Here is a 21,792-nt window from a genome sequence, read left to right on the forward strand (position 1 = left end):
AGTGTTGTCGCTGTAATCCGCCGTATCGGTGCCGGCACCGCCATTCAGCGTGTCAGAACCGGCGCCGCCATTGAGGATATCGTTGTCATTGCCACCGTTGAGAACGTCGTCGCCGTCATTGCCCTTCAGGGTGTCATCCCGGTCACCGCCGGTCAGGGTATTGACCTGGTTGTCGCCGGTCAGCACATCATCGCTGCCGGTGCCGATCACGTTCTCAATATTAAGCAGGGTGTCGGTGAAGACACTGCCTTCCTTCACCTGGTTGGTCGATACCGACAGGTCCACTTCCACCCCGGTGCTGTTCTGGCTGTAGTCCACCGTGTCGCCGTTGGCACCGTGGGCCCCGCCGTCCAGCGTGTCTGCGCCGGTGGTCGCACCGGTGCCACCCATCAGGATGTCGTCACCGCCACCGCCGGTCAGCTGGTTGTTACTGCTGTCGCCGGTCAGGATGTCGTCACCACCACCGCCGGTGACGTTCTCAATGTTCTGCAGGGTATCCGTTTCGTTGAACTGGTCCGTCGCCGTGCCACTGGTCAGGTTGATGCTCAGATTCTGACCCGCCGTCGCCGCGCTGTAGTCCGCCGTGTCACCGTTGGTCTCGCCCCCTTCGCCACCATTGAGGGTATCGTTGCCGTCGCCGCCCACCAGGGTGTCATCGCCATCCATGCCCAGCAGCTGGTTGGCATTGGCATCACCGGTCAGGCTGTCATTGCTGTCCGTACCGGTCAGGTTCTCGATGTTCTGCAGGGTGTCGCTGCCGCCTTCACTGTCGGTGGCCGTGCCGTCCGCCAGGTTCGCAGTCACGCCGTTCGTACCGTTCTTGAAGTCCACGGTATCGCCGCCCGGGCCATGGGCGCCACCGTCCAGGATGTCGTCGCCGGCACCGCCGGTCAGGGTGTCATCCCCCGCACCACCGGTCAGGGCATTGCTCACCGTGGTGCTATCTGTGCCGATCAGGGTGTCATCGCCGCTGCCGCCGATGACATTTTCAATACTGGTAAATGAGTCATTTCCACCGGTACCATCATTTCCGATACCCGTTTCGAGATTCACGATTACATTTTGGGAAACACCATCGTAAGTGACCGTATCAAGCTCTGAACCGCCATCGAAACTGTCACTACCGGTACCGCCTGAGAGCGTGTCATTACCCCCTTCACCGTTGAGCGTATCTGCGCCAGCAGCACCGTTAAGAATGTCATCTCCACCACCGCCGGACAGGACGTTATCCACACCATTACCTGTCAGGGTATCGCCGTATCCTGAAGACCCAACAATATTTTCAATATTACGAAGCGTATCGGTTTCCGTATTCCCGGCATCGGTTGCAGAACCATCACCACTATCAGCCAGAGTGGCAATGACGCCCCGCCCGTAAGCGGCGAACGTTACTGTATCGGTATTACCCCCCCCATCCAGCACATCATCACCGGCGCCACCAAAGAGCAGATCATCACCATTCCCCCCATTGAGGATGTTGGCCTCTGACGATCCCCTGATATCATCATTTCCATTGCTACCGGTGACATTTTCGATGAACAGCAGGGTATCTTCACTTCCGTCTCCGTCATCCGATGCCCGACCTGCGGCAAGATCAACGGTAATCGCGCCACCAGCACCACTGTAATCCGCCAGGTCGCTGGTTCCTGCACCACCATCAAGAATGTCATCACCGGCACCTCCGGAGAGGGTGTCATTATCTCCCTCGCCCTTGAGATGGTTGTCATTGGCATCTCCGGAAATATTATCCTGCCCGGCACCACCGGTGACATTCTCTATGCCGTAAAGGAAGTCTCGACCACTATCGCCGTCATCACTCGCCAGATGTGCAGCCAGATCAACGGTTACATTGCCTGCGGCCAGCGAATAACTGACCGTATCACTACCCTGACTGGCCGGGTTCGTACCACCTGCTTCCGTTTCTCCATAAAAGATGTCATCGCCAGCTCCACCCCGCATCAGGTCATCACCGGCATTCCCGCTGAGGATATTGTTATCCGCGTTGCCGACCAGGGTGTCATTGTTACTGCCACCGGTCGCATTCTCGATATCAATCAGGGTATCGATGCCAGCATCAATACCGTTCGAATTTGTGAGGGAACCATCCAGCGCAACCGTCACCACTCCCGTACTGCTGGAATAATCAACGGTATCGCCTTTGGTCTCACCGCCCTCTCCACCATTGAGCGTATTGCTGCCACCCAGCCCACGGAGTACATCATCACCAACCCCACCCAATAGCTGATTATCTGCACCATCTCCCTGCAGAGTGTCATCACCGCTGCCGCCGGTAATATTTTCAATACTGATGAGCGTGTCATTTCCGCTGAGAATACTGTTGGCGAAACCGACACCCAGATCGGCATTCAGGTCGGTTGAATCAGTACTGTAATCCGCGGTATCGCCTGTTGTTTCTCCCGTGGTGCCACCATTCAGGATGTCATTACCGCTGCCACCGGTCAGCTGATCATCACCTTCACCGCCCAGCAGCGTATCTTCTCCGTTGGCACCATCGAGGACATCATCACCGGCGTTGCCCGTGATGGCATTGTCATCCGCATTACCCGTCAGCTGGTCATCTCCTGACCCACCCAACACATTTTCTATGCCCGAAATCGTGTCCTGGCTACCGGTGCCATCATTAGCAACAACGCCACTGGTCAAATCGACCTGCAGGGCAATAGAAGCGCTGCTGTAATCGGCGGTATCGCCATTGGTTTCATTCCCTTCACCACCGATAAGCTGATCGGCTCCAGCGCCACCGGTCAGCGTATCATCGCCATCTCCGCCATCCAGAATATCGACGCCGCCACCGCCGGATAACTGGTCAGCCCCGGCATTACCACGCAAGACATTGCCTTCCGTTCCGGTATCAGCAGCACTGATCACATCATCACCGCTGCCTCCGATGACATTTTCAATGCGGGTCAGGGTATCGGTATTGTTAAAGCCGTCATTGCTGGCAAGATCATTTTCCAGGTCAACGGCGATATCACCGGTCACCTGCGAATAATCGGCTGTATCACTTTCTGCACCGCTACCACCATCAAGGACGTCACTGCCATCGCCTCCCACAAACGTATCGCTGCCCGCCCCCCCCTGGAGAGTGTTGTTTGCTGCATTACCGATGAGCGTGTCATCTCCGCTGGTACCGATGGCATTTTCAATATTCAGAACGGTATCCGTACCCAGTTCGCCATCCTGTGCGGTGTTGGCACCGATGCCAAATGCGACCGTGTAATCAGTGTTGGAAAGGTTGACTGTGACAGCGGCGGAAGCGCTGCTGTAATCTACGGTGTCGCCGTTCAGACCATGATTACCACCATCCAGTCTGTCATCTCCGGCACGGCCTGCCAGCAGGTCATCGCCACCACCTCCACTGATGCTATTGTCATCAGCAGTACCACTGAGCGTGTCGTTACCGACACCACCGGAGACATTTTCGATCGAAATCAGCGTATCCTGACCGGATGCGGTAACGACAGGATTCAACGTATCATCCAGATCCACCGTGAGATCTGCGGTTTCACTCGCGTAACTGACGGTATCACTCCCAGCGCCGCCATCCAGAGTGTTGGTACCGCCACCACCGCCTAGCCTGTCATCGCCATCAAGACCAAAGATCTGGTTGTCTGAAGCATCACCAAGCAGGGTGTCACCCTGTCCCGAGAGATTGGTTCCTTCAAGATTTTCAATGGAGTCAATGGTGTCCGTACCACCCTGACCGTCATTGGAGATACGCCCATCGCTCAGGTCGACATTGACTGCATTACTGAGGGATGCAAAGCTGACCGTATCAATACCGTCACCTCCGCGAAGATCATCGTTTCCGGATCCCCCTGCCAGCGTATCGTTATCATCACCGCCTTCCAGGATGTCATTGCCTGCACCGCCAATCAGTGTGTCATCGCCCGTTCCTCCCAGCAGCGTATCGTGCCCGTCACCACCATCCAGGGTATCAATGCCACGTCCACTACTCAGTACATTATCCAGGGCATCACCGGTGAGAGCGTCATTGCCATGATCGGTAATAACATTTTCAAAACCCCTGACCTGGTCAGTACCGGTTTCAATGCCACCGCCAAAGCTTTTTGAAACGGTTATATATCCCTGGGCATCCGGCGTTTGTGATAAATCAACGGTAATATCATCCGGCGCATCAAAGGGGCTGGTGACGTTACCCACCATATCCAGCGTGTCAGTACCGCCGCCGCCATCAAGGGTATCGTTGCCAAAGCCGCCATGAATGGTGTCATCGTTATCACCGCCATCAATGACATCATCACCCTGGTTGCCATTGATAATGTCATTGCCGGCGCCGCCATTGATCGTATCTGTGCCATCACCACCGAATATGGTGTCATTGCCGTCTATACCATTGAGAACATTCGCCCCAAGATCACCGAACAGCTGATCATCCCCGGTGCTGCCGATGATATTTTCAATATTGGTCAGTGTATCGGTATCACCTGTCGAATCGATGGCGCTATTTGCCGTCAGACTGGCAATGACAGGGCCGGATTCATCACTGTAATCCACCGTGTCCGTGTTATTGCCGCCATCCAGATTATCGACACCGGCACCGCCTTTCAGGATGTCGTCCCCGTCGCCACCGGACAGGATATCGTCGCCATCGCCTCCATCCAGAGAGTCATTGCCGAATCCACCATCCAGCGTATCGATGCCCTCGCCGCCAAGCAGTGTGTCATCACCGCTCAAGCCATTCAGTGTGTCATCACCCGCCAGACCTGTGAGTACATTGGCACCATCATTATCCACATCAACGTATTCACTACCGGTGATAGTGTCGTCGTGGGTCGTGCCGGTGACATTTTCAAAATTGCTGATGGTATCGGAGGTGCCATAACCATCATCCATGACAGAACCGGATCCCAGGCTGACCGTGACACCATTCTCCGGCCCTATGGTATTCCCGAGGTATTCATAGCTGTACTGGACGGTATCCGATCCCTCACCACCATCCAGTGTGTCGTTCCCGACGCCGCCGGAGATGATGTCATCGCCTCCTGCCGCATCAATGATGTCATCCCCCACACCAGCATGGATAATGTCATTCTGGTCACCACTGGTAATCTGGTCGCCGGTCGGGCTGACATCCAGCACCAGCGGCACCTGCCCGGAAGATGTCAGAACCAGGTCATCCGGCCCCGTTGCGTCCCGCAATACGACAGGGATGCCATAGTCATTTTCAGAACCATCCTTGAAAACCACCCGGAAGGAAAGATCCACAACCTGACTGTCAGACTGGGTGGGAAATTTCAGCGTAAAAGCTGAAAGACTCGGCAGCAGCCAACTGCCTTCTCCCTGGTTCGAACCACCAGATACTGCCCACTCATCCGGCACATTTTCAACGTAAATGGCAGCAATATCGGTGATTTTTGAATCATTTTGCAGATTCAATACTTTACTGTTCTGCGTATCGCTGAACAGTAACGGATCATCACCATAAATCTCCAGCCCATTGCCCTTGTTCAGTGAAACATCGGGCAGCTCACCGTCCAGCCCATCCAGGTCACCGCCAAAATACTCCGTACCCAGGTGCTGCTCAGGATCACTCTGGCTGATAGACGGGCTGTTTCCGCCACCGCCAATAATCAGCTGTCCGGCAGCCCGTGCCCCCACATTGGTGACTGAAATCGAGAAAGAGATATCGATATTCGTTTCTGCCAGCGAGGGTCCAACATCCGGCCCGGATGCCGATGATGTCGCAGCACTGGTTGCCTCCAGGCTTTCTGTGAAATCCCCTTCCCGGAGCTCAACCTCTTCTACCGGCTTTTGCTTGAATTCTTCCTCATTCTTTTTGATTTCCTCGCTGGCTTTGGATTGTTTCCTGGAATCCGCAGCCTCACTGTAGGAGGAATCAGCTTCCGTCTTTCCAGAGGAACCCGGCGCTTCTTCCAATTCATCCGAATCGCCTTCCAGTCCTTTCAGGGTAGAAACCGGCACATCTTCAGATTCGACAAAATTAGCCTGGGCAATAAATTCATCACCGGTAATGACCGTGCCATCGGCAAATTTAAATTCCAGCGGTTTTTCGGTTGCCGTCATGACCCCTGCCAGCAGCAGGGTGACTTCAAGACCATCGGGATAAATAAGAACAAAGTCCGGTCCCCTGACCTCCATTCTTATTTCATCAGGATTCACATCCAGCAAATACTGGGTGTCAGCCGCCGCAGGCTTAACTACCGATGTGGATAGCGCCTCGTAGCGGACTTCTTCAATTTTGGTAGCGCTTCCCTGATTTGACCCGAAAACACCGGTGGTTTCCGACTGCTGGTCACCACTGGCGCCGTTTTCATCGGCCATGGCAACATCCCTGTTTTATTCCTGCCAACGTCAGGAAAAGGCACAAAAATCTGATCGTTTATTAATTAACAACAGCTAATTATTAATTAATTCGACACAATTCCGTCAGAACATTTTATTAAGAAATGAATAGAGCCCCACAAACGCAGGTTATCTTAATAATTTATAGTTAGTCACCAGCATTAATTCAAAGAATCTGCAAACAATAAAAACAATGAAAACCCATTTTAATTAAAAATATTTTTTTACTTATAATTTCTATAAGCCAATAGAATAATCAAACAGGAATACTGTTCATCATGCCAATTAAATCACCCTCCTGGGGAGAACCTGCTCCCTGGTTCTATGCCCATACGGCTTATAATCCTCGCTTTGCCTTTTCCAGCCTGGGCGGTCGCTTTGTTGGCCTGATTTTCCTGGGTAATTGCGCGGCACCGCCGGTAGTGCAATTTCTGAATGCGATAAAAAAAGCAGATTTGGCTTCGAATGATGATCACAGTGTCCGTTTTGCGGTAACACTGAATCCCAAAGATCAGGAAAACCGCCTGGCGCTTGACGCTTTTCCGAAACAACGGATTTTCTATGACAAGGATGCCTCCATTGCGAGGGATTATGGCGCACTGGGGTACGATCCCGTTGAGGGCAAGGATGTCTTCTATCCCTACTGGCTGGTGCTTGATCCCACACTGCGCGTCTATGCCAAAGGCAGCATTGACCAGCCAGACCAGTTTATCCGCGCCATGCAGAATCTGCCGGATCCCGCCTGTCATGTTGATCCGGCAATTGACCTCTGGGCTCCCGTCCTTCTGGTACCCCGCATTCTGGAGCCCGACCTCTGTCAGACACTGATTCGCTATTACCATGACGGCCAAGCGGAACCCTCCGGCTTTATGCGTACGGTTAACGGCAAAACCCTTGAACTACAGGACGCAGACGTCAAACGCCGCGCCGATGTAAATATTGACGATGAATCCCTGCAGGATGCCCTGAAATACCGGGTCAGAACCCGCCTAGTCCCCGAAATCGCCAGGGCTTTCCAGTTCCTGGCCACACGAATTGAGCGCTATATCGTTGCCTGTTATGACAGCAGCGACGCCGGTTTTTTCAAAGAGCATCGAGACAACACCACCAAAGGCACCGCTCACCGCCGGTTTGCCATCAGTATCAATCTCAACAGCGAAGAGTATGACGGGGGAGAGCTCTGGTTTCCGGAATATGGGAACCGCCGCTACAAGCCACCTACCGGTGGTGCGGTCGTCTTTTCCTGTTCCCTGATGCACGCTGCCACACCCGTGACGCAGGGCACCCGGTACGTCACTCTGCCATTTCTCTATGACGATGCCGCTGCAAAAATACGGGAAGCCAATAACTGTTACCTGGGTGATGGGGTGGAACCCTATCGCTGTGATGATCAAAGCGATGACTGGGATAAACAGGCTTAATAAACGACGATAGACCTTAAATAGAAAAACCCCTTTTCATGATAACAATGGAAAGGGGCTTTTATTATTGGGTATTAATGGATGATATTGTCCGGCGGAAAGTCTTTCAGGGTTTCCTGAACCGCTTCCTGAATGAATACTGTTCTTTTTTCCGGTGTAGAGGTTTCAGGCAATCGTCGTTTAGCGACACCCCGCCAGATCAACTGGCGACTACCGGGATCAATAATATCCAGCGTCAGCTGTCCTTCCTCATAATCCCGCACCCGGGTTTCCGTTCTTGCGCCCATCGTCCAAGGCAGTGTGTGATACCCCATACCAACCGTCACATGGGTTTCATCACGACGTGTTTTGCTGCCGGTGAAATAGTGAACCAGGAAATCAGCATTTTCAGGGCTGACCTTTTGATACCTCTGTTCTGCCAGCGTTGTGTCGACTGCTGTCCTGATACGTCGATCCTGCAAACTGTCCTTGTCATAATCTTCTGACTGGTCAGCCTGAGGCAACCAGGCATAGCGTGAGAGTGAGGTAAAGGTGTATCCCGGATCGAAGTCACGATCCACCTTGACACTGGAGCAGGCAACCAGAAACAGTGACAGTACCAGAAACACCCATGTTTTCATCGGTTTCATTATTCCTCCCGCCGTTGACCTGTATGCAGCCACTATATGTAAATAGTCATCTGAAAGGCATTGTTTTTACGGCCTGCTGACATCTGCTTGCCATATGGAAAGGCTTAATTATCATTGAATGCTACACAGATGACAGATACGACAACTGTCATCAAATAAGGACACTGACGCAGTAATTCATGCCTGATACATCCCCTTTTTCCATTCCAGATAACACCGTTTGCCTGGAAGAGGTCATCAAGAAAAGTCGCTTCCTGACCTACCTTGCCCATACGCCGGGCCGCGAAGCCGCACTGGCTTACGTTCGCCAGCTCAAGGCCGAACACCCTGCAGCCCGTCATCACTGTTCAGCGTTTATCGCCGGTGAACCCGGCGATGGCCAGCAATGGGGTTTCAGTGATGACGGCGAGCCCAGCGGTACCGCAGGCAAACCGATGCTGGCTCAGTTACAGGGTTCCGGAATCGGTGAAATCTGTGCCGTGGTTGTCCGTTATTACGGCGGAATCCGGCTGGGAACGGGGGGACTGGTCAAAGCCTACGGCGGCGGTGTTGCCGAAGCCCTCAAACAACTGCAGCGCAGGGAGAAAATTCCCCAACGTCAGTTTACGCTGCATTGTGATTACAGCGTGCTGAAAACCGTCGAGTATCTTCTGGCGCAGTATGCCGGTGTCATTGATGATCGCTGCTATACCGACACCATCACACTGCACTGCTCCATCGATAGCCGCTGTTACAGCACGTTCTGCCGGCAGTTGCTACAAGCCACCGACGGTCAGTTGCAACCAGAGAGCTGATGATTGCCCGCTTAACCCGGGAATGAACGCGCCAGTATCAGCAGGTTATCGACGATCGTACGGGTCTGCCCGGCAACCACCATGGGTGCCAGGTTCACCTGATAATCCTCGTAACGACCACGAATATAGCGCCAGCGCTGGCTCACCGGTTTCAGCTGTTCTGAAGACACCCCGGCCTGTTTCAGCTGCAGCATTGCCTGATCCATATCCTCAGCCAGCAGGTTGAGGTCCTGGTCGAAATAACCCGGCTGATCCAGCGTATGCAACGCACCGATATAGGCCCTGGCCGTGTAACGGGCCGCCATATACTGCAATCGCACCGCCTGCTGGTAGGCTACCTGTTGTTCCGCTGTAGACGTAAGATTTGTGGCAATGGTTTCAAGCAGGGTATCCAGCTCACGAAGCTGATCGGTATAGGTCAGGTTGAAGTCCCACTCAAAGTCCTGTTCATGCAGATCCAGCGAAGCGGCGTCAGCGACCTTACGCTCAAATGCCGACCACAAGTCTTTCAAGGCGCTTCGTTGTTCGTCAGAAATAGCCGGATGCTCAACAGAAACGACCTGCTCCAGCAAACCCGTTGCCAGCTGCAATTCCGACAGCACCGCCTGCTGCCCGACAACAAGCCCCTCTTCACCCCGCTGAACAAACAGATCACAGCTGATCCGAAAGACCTGCATATGCAACTGCCGAACGGTATCCAGTGCCGTAGTATCCGCTTTAACTGACGAGACAAAACACAGGCAGGCACATAGCAGTAACCGACCGCGAAACAACCTGGTTAAACCCTTCACAACAACCCCCAATACTTATTCTTGTTAACATCCCTGGCGGGTGAATGGTCATATGGGAATTTTACCGGGTGTTCCCGGTGATGTCTCGCCGGGATTCTGCACAGGTTAACCTTCTAAAAGCATTATGCCTGCCGTTTCGCCAAGCGCTTTCGAATGGCATCAAAATACTGCATTCGAATACGTTCAATTTCATTGGCCAGGTGGTGGCAGCCATCGGGGATGAGAAAAACCTCCGGATCTGTATACAACTTCCGCAGTATTTTGAGGTTATGCCGCCAGTTGACGGTTTTGTCTCTCTCGCCCTGGATAATCAGCGGTGAGCAGGGGCAGGGTTTGCGGAATGATTCGATACGTCGTATCCACTGATGCAGCGCACCCACCCACTCAACGGGCAGGATATTGGATTGCAGCGGATCATTGGCCAGAAACGTTAAAAACGCCTTGTCATTGGAATTATTCGAACGGGAGCGGGGGACTGAAGACACAAAACTGCGCAACAGGAAATACTGTGCCAGGCCCAGACGCCAGAGCATCGGACGCACCAGCGGCGCCAACAGGAAAACATCGGCAATATCATAGCGTTTCAGCAGTTCCGGATAGTTCACCAGCGTATCCGTGATAATGGCGCCGCCGGTGCTCTGTCCCTGCAGAAACCAGGGACCAGGCAGCTTACCCCTGGCCCACTCAAGACAGTGCCGGAATACCATGGAATAACGGCTGAAGCAGTCGATGCTGGCAATAGAGCCGGAGGACAAACCATGCCCCGGCAGGTCATGAATCATGACAGCGTAGCCTTCTTCCAGCCAGAAGCGGACAAGATGGCCATACAATCCGGCATGGTCATAATAGCCATGCACAATGAACACCGTGCCCACCGGGTTTTCAGGACGCCAGACATGGGTGGCCAACCGGTAACCATCGACTTCCAGACAACCGATGTCATGTTGAACGCCCGACAGGAAATGTTCCGGAGACATCGCATAAAAGTCCAGGTATTCACGGAGGTGAGTATCGGGTTCTGCCGAATTCCCCAGTTCCAGCGCAGGCAGGGAAGATTTAAGGTTTTCTATGATCTGCCGGTTCAAATCCGTTCGTCCATTCAACACTATCAAAAAGGCAATTATACGGAGTATTGCCAAATCTGCTTATAACAAGTCAATGACAAGCTGCTGCCTTGCCCTGTTCATTTTTATTTTAAGCTACGCCCAGACAAACGTATCATAGCTGATGGTCGTATATCCGCCCCGTCAGAATCGCTTTAAAGTAATCATCACAAGCTGCCCGCCTTCACTGCCCTGTGATTCTTTAACCCTGATGAACCGGGCGGGTGGCTTGATTCCCTGTTGAAGGAATCCTGATTAAGAAACAACAGCCTTTTTCCGGCAATAAGTCCTATTTCTTCGTTATCGACTCAATCAGGTTACGATTCAATTGCATGTTTTCACCCGCTACCGTGGTGAACTGGTAGAAACCGGAATCCTCATCGTAATGCGGCGTGCCGCGCGTGACGATTTCACGGCCATCATTCAGCTTGATCACATGGGGAGAGGAACAGCCGCTCACCGCCAGACAGGCAAGCATGACAGCAGGCGGCACCAGGCCAGTCAATGGACGAAACATCCCGACAACTCCGAAAAATCGACTTTTCAGAGCATAGTCAGCAAAGGGAATTCCGCCATAAAACCAGAAAGGGCGACCTGAGGGTCGCCCTTTCTTTGAAGACGATCAGGAAATCTTCGGATCCAGATCACCGCTGGCATAGCGCTGGAACATCACTTCCAGGCTGGCCGGCTTGATCTTGCTGGCATTGCCGGCAGTACCGAACGCTTCGTAGCGAGCTACACAGATATCCGCCATTGCCTTGATGGTTTCGGTCAGATATTTACGCGGATCGAACTCAGCCTTGTTGTGCCCCAGGAAACGACGGATCGCGCCAGTGGATGCCAGGCGCAGATCGGTATCGATATTCACCTTGCGAACACCGTGCTTGATGCCTTCCTGAATCTGCTCAACTGGCACACCGTAGGTTTCCGGAATTTCACCGCCGTATTCATTGATAATGGCGAGCCATTCCTGCGGCACGCTGGAAGAACCGTGCATGACCAGGTGAGTGTCCGGAATACGCTCGTGGATCGCCTTGATGCGGTCGATGGCCAGGATGTCGCCAGTGGGCGGACGGGTAAACTTGTAAGCACCGTGGCTGGTGCCGCAGGCAATCGCCAGGGCGTCTACACCGGTCAGCTTGACGAACTCCGCGGCTTCATCGGGATCGGTCAGCAACTGGTCATGGCTCAGGGTGCCTTCAGCGCCAACACCGTCTTCTTCACCGGCCTGACCGGTTTCCAGGGAACCCAGGCAGCCAAGCTCGCCTTCCACAGAGACACCGCAGGCATGCGCCATCTCGACAGTGCGGCGGGTCACTTCCACGTTGTAGTCCCAGTCAGACGGGGTCTTGCCGTCCGCTCTCAGGGAACCGTCCATCATGACAGAGCTGAAGCCCAGCTGGATGGAGCGCTGGCAGACATCCGGCGAAGTGCCGTGATCCTGGTGCATAACCACGGGGATATGCGGGAATTCTTCAATCGCCGCCAGGATCAGATGACGCAGGAAAGGCGCGCCGGCATACTTACGGGCGCCGGCCGAAGCCTGGACAATCACCGGGCTGTCGGTCTGGTCCGCCGCCATCATAATGGCGCGCATCTGCTCCAGGTTGTTGACGTTGAATGCCGGGACGCCGTAACCGTGCTCGGCGGCGTGGTCCAGCATCTGACGCATGCTGATCAAAGCCATGACTGATCCTCATCATTGGAATTTGGGGCAGTACCCGCACTATCTCCGGCACCGTACTTACGAAAGTCAGGGTATCCGGTCATTTGCGGTAGGATAAATGCGGTGAGAGTGTATGACAGATTGGCGTCGGTTGAAATGACGTATACTTCAGGCACCGGGCAATTTGTCAGTGACGCTTACCTTGTGCAAAGGTTCACTGCCGCTTTCCACAACAGCGCGAACCTATTGTGTTTTTTTGACTCAACAAGAGTGTAAGTGTGTTTTACTTTATATCACCATCAGCGAGTTGCCTGGAATGAATGTCAGGAAGTCCACTATCAGTGTTGGCCAAATACTATCGGAACCTACTGCAGCAGCAGACAACAAGGCATTATCAGATTTGTGTAAACGATCCAGAATTGAGTTGCAAATTGTACCTGAACATAAATCGCTGACACATGAAATAAGTCAGGCAGCACTTGATTATTGTGAATTTATTCAAAACACAAAAGGCAAAGATAAAAGTATAAAAAATTATAACATGACAATAAAAAAAACCGGGAAAGCTTTTAAAATCATGCTATATGAACGAATTCAACAGGGTAAAAAACGCAAAGACAACAAAATCACCTTTACTGCCGCATTCAAATACGGTAGCACCACAACATATAACAGCAAGACTGCAAACGAAGAAAAAATTCTGAAAAAAATACAAAATCATGAAAACATCATAAAACTCTATTCTTCATTCAAGTGCGGTACAAAACACGTATTAATGCTTGAACGATGTGAACAAAACCTGAAAGATTTTCTGGTTCACAGAGGCAATACGTTATCTGAACAAGAAGCACGAAAGATCATACTGGATTCGGCGAAAGCCTTAATGTATTTACGAGAACAAAAAATCATCCACTGCGACATAAAGCCTGAAAACCTACTGAAAGGCGGCAGTCACTGGAAACTGATTGACTATGATCTATCCCATGAAGCATTCACGAAAAAAGGCGAGATAAAGGGAACCTACTATTATTTAGCACCTGAAATAATCAGTGATACCAACTATTCATATGAATCCGACTACTGGGCGTATGGTTATATGCTGATTCAAATCGCCATGACAGAGATGACAATACAACAAATACGTGATGTATCCTTTGTCAAAATAAGAGAGACATTAACACCAATGCGCAAAGAGCAATATTATTATGATATTTTTGATGACCGGTTAAGGCAACTTGTCCCCTCAGAGCGCACCATCGGGTCAATCCTTGACAATTTTTCAACAAACTATGATTTATGCACAACGCAGGATACTTTACATATTTTGTACAGCTTTACACTCCACTGGAGTGAGTCAACCCTGATCCAGGGCATGGCCCTGCAAAGGCTACGACCAGAAGACCGGCTCAAGCCGGAACATATTGTCGAGTATCAGACACAGAAACTTAACGCGCTGAAACCAGAAGCCCGTGAACAACCTGTTGAACAGGGAGCAGTGACCATTCAGGATCGGGAAGTTCAGAGTCAAGGCCAGCCTCCACAACGCCCCGTTGAGCAGGATGACACCCCGCAAAGACCGTTTCTGCGGCGGTGCTGTTGCCTGATTCAATGAAACCCTTACCTGGAAGTTTCCGCTATTTCATTGACCAATAACACAGGCGAGCGTGTATGACAGATTTACCACGGGTTGAAAGAGTGCGGCGCTCTGGGCCGGGAATTCGTTAATTAAAAAATCCTGATAGCCAGAATGCCTGACCCTGTGTTCCATGACAGGAACTTTCTGGTTGATATGGGCTCAGTACAAGCAGTCCAAGTTGAAAGCAAAGCGCTTGGCAATGTTCACTGACCAATATGACGCCACGCGTTCAAGGGGTATACAATGGCTTCTCCATCCGGCACATCGTCTGTTGTCCAAACGAGCTACCAAGCTAACGCCTCCAATTCAGAGTTTGGCGCGTCTTCCAGTTCACCGCCCTCCAGTACAGGCAAAAAAGCAGTATCATTCAAAAGCAGAAAACTTGAGAATAAGGATTCTTCAGACCTTGCTATATACTTCGGCAAAGAAAAAGACATCCGGCAGGCAGTTAACGATTTCTACGATTATCAAGAGAACAAACCAGGCGAATATGACGCCCCCCCATTAAAGAGTTATTCGGTACAGTATGTTCGTGAAGGTAATTATTCTAACATTTTCTTGTATTACCGTTTTGCATTCATGCCTGATTATCGATTTCAAAAGATGCCAGTTAAACACAGAGGTGCATTTAAATACATTCTTGACACTAACTACAAGGAACAAATAACTAATGAAAAAAACATTTTAATTAAAGCATGTTTTCACAAAAACATTATAAAACTAATTGCAACATTCAGATATAAAGATAAAACAATATTATTTCTTGAACAATGTGAAAAAAGTTTAAACGATATTCTGATGGACGATATAAATCGAAGAAATCTATCGGAAATCGATACCAGGACGATTATTCGTGACCTGGGGCAGGGGCTATCGTATTTACACCGCCTTGAAATTGTGCATGGGGATATTAAGCCAGCTAACCTGCTAAAAGGTATGGATGGTCAATGGAAGCTCTGTGATTTCGGCTTCTCGCTGGAGAAGGGTGACAGTTGCAACGTAATCAGGGGGACTATCGGATATATAGCGCCTGAAATATTTAAAAATTTCACCTACTCCTGTAAATCTGACGTGTGGGCCTATGGCATTCTGATTGTGGAGACCATTACCCCTCAAAAAAGTTTCAGAGGTTTGTTTCCTGCACTTTTTGCATCAGAGAATCGTTTGTTGCGTAAACTCCGCAAGCAACGTTCGAATTCAGAAAGAGAAGCATTTGTAAATGAGATAGTTAATAAAATTACCTCATCACTGAAAGCACTCAAACCTGGTCATAATACTATCGCTTCGATCATTGATGATGCTTGCCAACTCTATAGCATCGACTCTTTCTGGGAGCTCCCCAAGCTGATCGCCCATATAAGGCTGAACTATTCCTGGAAAGAGGAACTTTTAGTACTCGCCTTTCTTAGCCTGTTACAAAACAAGCCCGTAGACCGCCAGCATCCAGAAAATGTCGTTTTTTATCAACAAGAGGCATTGGAGCAACAACGACTGGCAACACTGGAGAAACAACAGGCAGCACTGGAAAAACAACTGGCAGATCTGACACAGCAACAAACAGAAATGGCACAGCAACAGGCAGAAATGGCACAGCAACAGGCAGAAATGGCACAGCAACAGGCAGAACTGGCAGAACAACAAACAGATCTGGCACAACAACAAACAGATCTGGCACAGCAACAGGCAGAACTGGAAGATCAGCAGAATGCCAACAACCGGTGTCCTGCGTGCAGAATGGCGCCATGCTGCATAATTCTATGAACTTCCGTATTGACTCAGTATGAAAACAGCAACAGACAACGTAGGTGAACTGTTGCTGTTTCCCCTATGAAAATAAATTACCCAGCGCGCTTTTCCAGCATGGCAACCGCTGGCAGCACCTTGCCTTCTACATACTCAAGGAATGCGCCACCACCGGTAGAAATATAGGACACCTTGTCCTTGATCCCATATTTATCCACAGCAGCCAGCGTATCGCCGCCACCGGCAATGGAGAATGCCGGGGATTCAGCGATCGACAGTGACATGGCTTTAGTGCCTTCACCAAACTGGTCAAACTCAAACACACCGACCGGGCCATTCCAGATGATGGTACGGGCATCTTTCAGGATATTGGCGAACAGCTCACGGGTCTGCGGGCCGATATCGAAGATCATGTCATCATCCGCGACCTCATCCACCAACTTGATGGTGGCTTCTGCATCCTCACTGAATGCCTTGCCAACGACAACATCCAGGGGCAGGGGAATATTGACCTTTTCCAGCAGGGCCCTGGCCTGGGGAATCATGTCATGTTCGCAGAGGGACTTGCCCACCGCATAACCGGCCGCCGCCAGGAAGGTATTGGCGATACCACCGCCGACAATCAGTTGGTCACAGACATCCGACAGGGATTCCAGTACGGTCAGCTTGGTGGACACCTTGGAGCCGCCAACAATCGCGGTCATCGGCCGCTCCGGGTTACCCAGCGTGCGGGACAGGGCGTCCAGCTCAGCCACCAGCAGCGGACCGGCGCAGGCGACCGGCGCGTAAAGTCCAACACCGTGGGTCGATGCCTGGGCCCGATGAGCAGTACCAAAGGCATCCATCACGTAGATATCGCACAGTGCTGCCATCTTGCGGGACAGCGCTTCGTCGTCTTTCTTTTCGCCCGGGTTGAAGCGAACGTTCTCAAGAATCACCAGGTGACCGTCATCAACGGTGAAACCACCCTCAACCCAGTCACGGATCAGCGGTACGTCACAGCCAAGCTTTTCACTGATGTAATCCGCTACCGGCTGCAGGGAAAATTCAGGGTCATACTCGCCTTCCACCGGACGCCCCAGGTGGGAGGTCACCATGACCTTGGCGCCAGCCTTCAGGGCATACTCAATGGTGGGCAAAGAGGCAAGAATACGGGCATCACTGGTTACCCGTCCTTCTTTTACAGGAACATTGAGGTCCTCACGGATCAGAACGCGCTTACCTCTCAGATCCAGATCGGTCATCTTCAGAACGGTCATCTCAGGCTTCCTTACGACAGCTTCTGACAAGCCGGCTCACAGACATTCGCCGGAAAGGCACGGACATTACCACAAGCTTGCGCTGCCGGTCATGTTTCAGGGTCAGTAAACCATCGCCTTTGTACGGCATTATCACGACAACAACGCGTACGACAGCAACGTGGTTCATGCCTGCCAACAGGCGACAACAGGCGTCTTGAACTATCTTTGCACTGACATCCGCTGTCGATGGTCAAAAGACCAATGAGAGGTACATCCCATGGCATCAACCTGGGTACTGGTCGCTGATAACAGCGAAGCCAGAGTTTATGATTTTGACCGGCATAAAAAGACGTTGACGTTGATTGACGAGGTCGAGCACGAAGAGGGCAGGTGGAAGAACCAGGCCTTTGTCTCTTCAGGGCCGGGACACACCGTTACATCGTCAGGCAGTCACACCAGCCGTGCAGTGGGCACGGATGCTTCCCCGAAAGCCCATGAATCCCATAACTTCGCCCACATGATCGGCACCAGCATCAACCATGCTTATGACCTTCACCGGTTCGACACCATCAACCTGTGTGCTCCGCCCAGACTACTGGGTGAAATTCTGCCTGAAATCAGCAAGAACGTGCCGCAGGGCGAGCACATAAACAAAGATCTGGTAAAGGAGAGTGACAACGCCATTATCGATCACCTCCTTGCACAGGCAGAAATCAGCTGAACCTGGGCACGGCGGTAACCACGATGAATCGTTACAGAGAACTGGAAGAACTGGATATTGAGTTCCAGGAAGCAGAAAGCGCCTGGCTGAGCGCCAAGAATGACCCCACATTATCCGAGCAGGACAAGCAGGCTTTCCTTAGCCGACTCCATCAATGCCTTGAAAAACGCAAGGCTCATATCACCAAGCACTGGCATGACCCGGCGTATTACGATGCGCAGGGTCATCTCAAGGTCGATCATTGATCCACCAGGCCAGAACAGAATTACTGTTCTGGCTTTATTTCCGGCAGCTCAACATCCACCAGGTAATCACCACTGAGCCAGTTTCGTCCCAGCAGGAGGGGGTAAGTCATGGTATCCCGGTTGTTCAGGTTGACCTCAACCGGTTTACTCTGTCCCTGAAACGCAAGGTTCATTTCAACCACATAACGCATTTTGGCACCGTGGGAGCTTCTCACCTTAACAATATCGACAATCTCAGTGTCTGCTTCGATGACCTGACCTGACTCATTCGCTGTTTTGAAATGGATCGTCTTGCCAACATTATCGGCCATGACCGGCGCCGGATCCTGGACAACCATATCCCAGGCATGCAGGGAGACTTTTGCAGCCCCGGTATCCACCCGAGCAAGGTAGGTCAGACCGGTTTCCTCTATCGATATATACTCTACCGGCCCAACAACCTGTTTAGGGTCGAATGAATCAGTCACCGATGAGCATGCTGTCAGCGTCAGAGACAGAAAAACCAGTAACCACCTCTGCATAAATACCCCTTGAGATTGCTGTAAACAAGCCATGACGTTGTTCAGTCACACAGAATCATAGCTGGTTTTCCATGATCTACGTGGCAACACCAGGCAGTCAGCTAGACACTTAACCTAACCAGACACGACTGACGTCCAGCATACGGTTGGCAAATCCCCACTCATTATCAAACCAGCACAGCAGTTTCACCATGCGTCGACCACTGACCCGTGTCTGGGTGCCATCAACAATGCCTGACCGACTGTCATGATTGAAATCCACCGATGCATGGGGTTCTTCGGTATACCCCAGCAAGCCTTTCAGCCGCTTACTGACAGAAGCCTGTTTAAAAATGTCGTTGATCGTTTCAACCGTTACATCAGTATTGAGATTAACGGTCAGATCCATAACAGAAACATTGATGGTCGGTACACGCATGGACAGTGCTTCGAAACGACCGGACAGTGCAGGTAAAAGCCGGTCAATCCCTAACGCCAAGCCGGTATCCACGGGAATGATGGATTGCAGGGCACTGCGTGTAAGACGCAGGTCTGCCTGGTGGTAAGCATCAATCACAGGCTGGTCATTCATTGCGGAATGAATGGTCGTGATCACACCATTCTCAATACCACACGCCTGCTCCAGTAAATCAAGCACAGGGACAATGCAATTCGTAGTGCATGACGCATTAGACACAATTCGGTGATCCCGGCTCAGGTCGTTATGATTGAGTCCATACACTATCGTGGCGTCTACATCAGCCTGGGCTGGCTGGGAAAACAGCAGCCGATTGGCGCCGGATGCCAGGTGTTGTTGCGCGGTCTCACGGTCCCTGAACGATCCAGAGCATTCCAGCACCAGGTCAACACCCAGTTCCCGCCAGGGCAGACACCGCGGGTCAGGTTCGTTGAGTATGCGTATTTTATCGTCATTAATCTGCAGCCAGTTCCCTTCGTGGGTCACCTGGCCCGGGAACCGCCCGTGGGTCGTGTCATAGCGGGTGAGATAGGCCAATGTGGCAATATCTGCCAGTTCATTGATGGCGACAACCCGGAAACAGTCGCGATAGCCACATTCATAGAGCGCTCTCATCACGCTCTGGCCAATACGCCCATAACCATTGATTGCCAGCCTGTACACCATGCCTGCCCGTACCCGTTACCCATCGAAAATACCGGCTGGAGTATATCACGAGGTTATCAGCAGCCCTTTTCTAAAACCTTTTTTTCTCAAGCAGGCTGCCGACATACCGTAAATGACCATCAAAAATACACAGGGCAGGGCTAACAATGGCAGATTCACTCTATGAGCGGCTAGGCGGTCATTCCACACTGTTCGAAGCTATGCATCGGCTGTACGAAAAGCTGCAAAGCGACCCCGTTATCAGCCACTATTTTGAAGACATGGATATCGAAAGCCTGACCCGTAAGCAGGTTTCTTTCATGACCCGGGCTTTTGGGGGACAACCCCCGGAAGAAACCCGCTCGCTGAAAGAGATTCATGAAAACCTGAATATATCAGGCCATGAATTCAATGTACTGATCAGTCTGATGCAAGAAACCCTGACAGAAATGGGGGTTGCCATAGCAACCCAGCATGAGGTTTTGGCTATTATTGAAAACGCAAGAGACGATATTGTTAAAAATTAAAAGGGTATGATTCATTTAAAAATCATACCCTTTTAAAAATATAACAAGATTCATTAAACACATAACTGGAATACTTCCTTTTATAAAACTATTGCCTTATTCAATCCTCACTTATCTAAATGAATTTTTTATCCCAAAAATATAGGGTCAGAAAGTTCTGTTTCTTCTTCACGCTCAACCTCTTTACTAACCTCAATGAAAGTTGCAACCCAACGACACTGTTCTTGGCTAATATTCAAAGTACGTATCTGTTCATGCAATGCTTTAGCACTCTCGCTCATTTCTTCAACATTAACACTTAATGTTTTACCTGCATGAAAATTCAATACATCATAGTAATCAAGAGCATTTTTACCACACAGCTCGGTTTCATTCAGCCCTGTTTTTTCGATAAACTCCATGAAGTGGTTTTCGCCTTGTTCAAAAAGATCTTGCTCTTCGAGAGTCGAAACTCCGGCCTCTTCATACGGTTGATCTTGCTCTTCCGGTGAAAGCGATGCCAGAGAATCAACATCGTCTGTATTTGTTTCCGATGGCTCTCGACCATGACTATCTTCGTGAACCGAGCTTTCTCTGGTACAAAGCTGACCACAGGTATTCATTAAAAAATGAGTTACAAAAGGTCTACATTTAATACCTAAAAGTGTCAGCATACCAGCAGCCACACTGCCGCATAAACCAAGAATGACTTTGGGTGGCTCTTCTAAATGCGATGTTGTAGGAGCATGAGAAAGTGCTAAATAAACTATAGCGAATGAAACTATGCTAGATCCCAAAACAGGATAGACAGTTTCCTTCATTTTTGTGGAGCATAGAGATTGTTTAAGCTGCTGCATTACATTCACGGCTCGAATATTCCATGATTGTGTAGTTCTCTGTCCTACAACAGATTGTCCCTGAGTTCTCATAATCTCTACTCTTTCAATTGAACCTAGGGATACTCTAGAGGTAGATGCTTCTCCTTCTGAAAAACCAGAAGGTCTTGCTTTAAACTCAGCGCCAGATTTTTTAGCCGGTGTATAAGTCACTTCCATCATACTTCTCCATTATTAAATTAAAACCTTGTGAAAACTAAGCATTAAGACTAATAATTACGTATTAAATTCAAAACATCATGGACATATATTCTTACCTTTTAACATAAAGAAATCATTGCAACGCATTCACCGAAAAATATTAAATATAAGTTTGGTACCCAATATAAATTATAAAAAAAACATTTTAATATTGCTTTTAACAAATATGAATAACACAGGAAGACACAAGGTAAATTCATCAAAGCAACATGGATCACCTGTTGATTC

Annotated in this window: 17 protein-coding genes; 7 read left to right on the top strand and 10 right to left on the bottom strand. The window is 50.6% G+C overall.

Annotated features, from left to right (window positions below):
* Positions 1 to 6,327, bottom strand: a 6,327-nt coding sequence (locus tag AC27K1_RS04055) for a hypothetical protein (RefSeq protein ID WP_487148498.1), incomplete at its 3' end; no start/stop codon positions are given.
* Positions 6,328 to 6,626: 299 nt separating this feature from the next.
* On the opposite strand from AC27K1_RS04055, the gene AC27K1_RS04060 reads away from it, so the two are divergent.
* A complete protein-coding gene (locus AC27K1_RS04060) occupies positions 6,627 to 7,769 on the top strand; it encodes a 2OG-Fe(II) oxygenase (protein ID WP_487148500.1) in 1,143 nt (380 codons plus the stop codon).
* A 74-nt stretch (positions 7,770 to 7,843) separates the two neighbouring features.
* On the opposite strand, the gene AC27K1_RS04065 is transcribed toward AC27K1_RS04060, so the two are convergent.
* Positions 7,844 to 8,398, bottom strand: coding sequence for a DUF4136 domain-containing protein (locus AC27K1_RS04065; RefSeq protein ID WP_487148502.1), 555 nt, complete (start codon positions 8,396 to 8,398; stop codon positions 7,844 to 7,846).
* A gap of 179 nt (positions 8,399 to 8,577) precedes the next feature.
* Here AC27K1_RS04065 and AC27K1_RS04070 point away from each other — a divergent pair, with 179 nt between their 5' ends.
* Positions 8,578 to 9,192 (top strand): YigZ family protein, encoded by a 615-nt coding sequence (locus tag AC27K1_RS04070; protein ID WP_487148504.1) that lies wholly within the window; start codon positions 8,578 to 8,580, stop codon positions 9,190 to 9,192.
* A gap of 11 nt (positions 9,193 to 9,203) precedes the next feature.
* On the opposite strand, the gene AC27K1_RS04075 is transcribed toward AC27K1_RS04070, so the two are convergent.
* The 4 genes from AC27K1_RS04075 to fba all read right to left on the bottom strand — a co-directional run bounded on the left by AC27K1_RS04075 (position 9,204) and on the right by fba (position 12,773).
* Complete coding sequence (locus tag AC27K1_RS04075; protein WP_487148505.1) at positions 9,204 to 9,983, bottom strand: hypothetical protein; 780 nt, start codon at positions 9,981 to 9,983, stop codon at positions 9,204 to 9,206.
* 122 nt (positions 9,984 to 10,105) lie between these two features.
* Positions 10,106 to 11,068: an alpha/beta hydrolase gene (locus AC27K1_RS04080; protein WP_487148506.1), complete on the bottom strand. Its 963-nt coding sequence runs from the start codon at positions 11,066 to 11,068 to the stop codon at positions 10,106 to 10,108.
* 307 nt (positions 11,069 to 11,375) lie between these two features.
* The gene (locus tag AC27K1_RS04085) at positions 11,376 to 11,603 is read right to left on the bottom strand and encodes a YgdI/YgdR family lipoprotein (RefSeq protein WP_487148507.1); all 228 of its coding nucleotides are present in this window, start codon (positions 11,601 to 11,603) and stop codon (positions 11,376 to 11,378) included.
* A 105-nt stretch (positions 11,604 to 11,708) separates the two neighbouring features.
* Positions 11,709 to 12,773, bottom strand: a complete 1,065-nt coding sequence (gene fba / locus AC27K1_RS04090) for a class II fructose-bisphosphate aldolase (RefSeq protein WP_487148509.1) — start codon at positions 12,771 to 12,773, stop codon at positions 11,709 to 11,711.
* A 169-nt stretch (positions 12,774 to 12,942) separates the two neighbouring features.
* Here fba and AC27K1_RS04095 point away from each other — a divergent pair, with 169 nt between their 5' ends.
* Together AC27K1_RS04095 and AC27K1_RS04100 are read left to right on the top strand one after the other, a co-directional pair.
* Positions 12,943 to 14,364: a protein kinase family protein gene (locus tag AC27K1_RS04095; protein ID WP_487148511.1), complete on the top strand. Its 1,422-nt coding sequence runs from the start codon at positions 12,943 to 12,945 to the stop codon at positions 14,362 to 14,364.
* A 267-nt stretch (positions 14,365 to 14,631) separates the two neighbouring features.
* Complete coding sequence (locus AC27K1_RS04100) at positions 14,632 to 16,149, top strand: protein kinase domain-containing protein (RefSeq protein WP_487148513.1); 1,518 nt, start codon at positions 14,632 to 14,634, stop codon at positions 16,147 to 16,149.
* A 77-nt stretch (positions 16,150 to 16,226) separates the two neighbouring features.
* Here the strand turns inward: AC27K1_RS04100 and AC27K1_RS04105 are convergent, their stop codons facing one another.
* The gene (locus AC27K1_RS04105; RefSeq protein WP_487148514.1) at positions 16,227 to 17,390 is read right to left on the bottom strand and encodes a phosphoglycerate kinase; all 1,164 of its coding nucleotides are present in this window, start codon (positions 17,388 to 17,390) and stop codon (positions 16,227 to 16,229) included.
* 259 nt (positions 17,391 to 17,649) lie between these two features.
* On the opposite strand from AC27K1_RS04105, the gene AC27K1_RS04110 reads away from it, so the two are divergent.
* Both AC27K1_RS04110 and AC27K1_RS04115 read left to right on the top strand, forming a co-directional pair.
* The gene (locus AC27K1_RS04110; protein ID WP_487148516.1) at positions 17,650 to 18,093 is read left to right on the top strand and encodes a host attachment protein; all 444 of its coding nucleotides are present in this window, start codon (positions 17,650 to 17,652) and stop codon (positions 18,091 to 18,093) included.
* A 23-nt stretch (positions 18,094 to 18,116) separates the two neighbouring features.
* Positions 18,117 to 18,338, top strand: a complete 222-nt coding sequence (locus AC27K1_RS04115; RefSeq protein WP_487148518.1) for a hypothetical protein — start codon at positions 18,117 to 18,119, stop codon at positions 18,336 to 18,338.
* Positions 18,339 to 18,358: 20 nt separating this feature from the next.
* On the opposite strand, the gene AC27K1_RS04120 is transcribed toward AC27K1_RS04115, so the two are convergent.
* Together AC27K1_RS04120 and AC27K1_RS04125 are read right to left on the bottom strand one after the other, a co-directional pair.
* Entirely contained in the window at positions 18,359 to 18,859 is a 501-nt protein-coding gene (locus AC27K1_RS04120) for an ATP-dependent zinc protease family protein (RefSeq protein ID WP_487148519.1), read from the bottom strand.
* Positions 18,860 to 18,968: 109 nt separating this feature from the next.
* On the bottom strand, positions 18,969 to 19,982 hold the full coding sequence (locus AC27K1_RS04125) for a type I glyceraldehyde-3-phosphate dehydrogenase (protein ID WP_487148520.1): 1,014 nt from the start codon (positions 19,980 to 19,982) through the stop codon (positions 18,969 to 18,971).
* Positions 19,983 to 20,128: 146 nt separating this feature from the next.
* Between AC27K1_RS04125 and AC27K1_RS04130 the strand changes: the two genes are divergently transcribed.
* Complete coding sequence (locus AC27K1_RS04130; protein WP_395180419.1) at positions 20,129 to 20,488, top strand: group I truncated hemoglobin; 360 nt, start codon at positions 20,129 to 20,131, stop codon at positions 20,486 to 20,488.
* A 128-nt stretch (positions 20,489 to 20,616) separates the two neighbouring features.
* Here AC27K1_RS04130 and AC27K1_RS04135 read toward each other — a convergent pair whose 3' ends face one another.
* Complete coding sequence (locus AC27K1_RS04135) at positions 20,617 to 21,525, bottom strand: hypothetical protein (RefSeq protein WP_487148522.1); 909 nt, start codon at positions 21,523 to 21,525, stop codon at positions 20,617 to 20,619.
* Between the last annotated feature and the right edge of the window lie 267 nt (positions 21,526 to 21,792).

It is taken from the genome of Kistimonas ophiarachnellae (assembly GCF_057552235.1).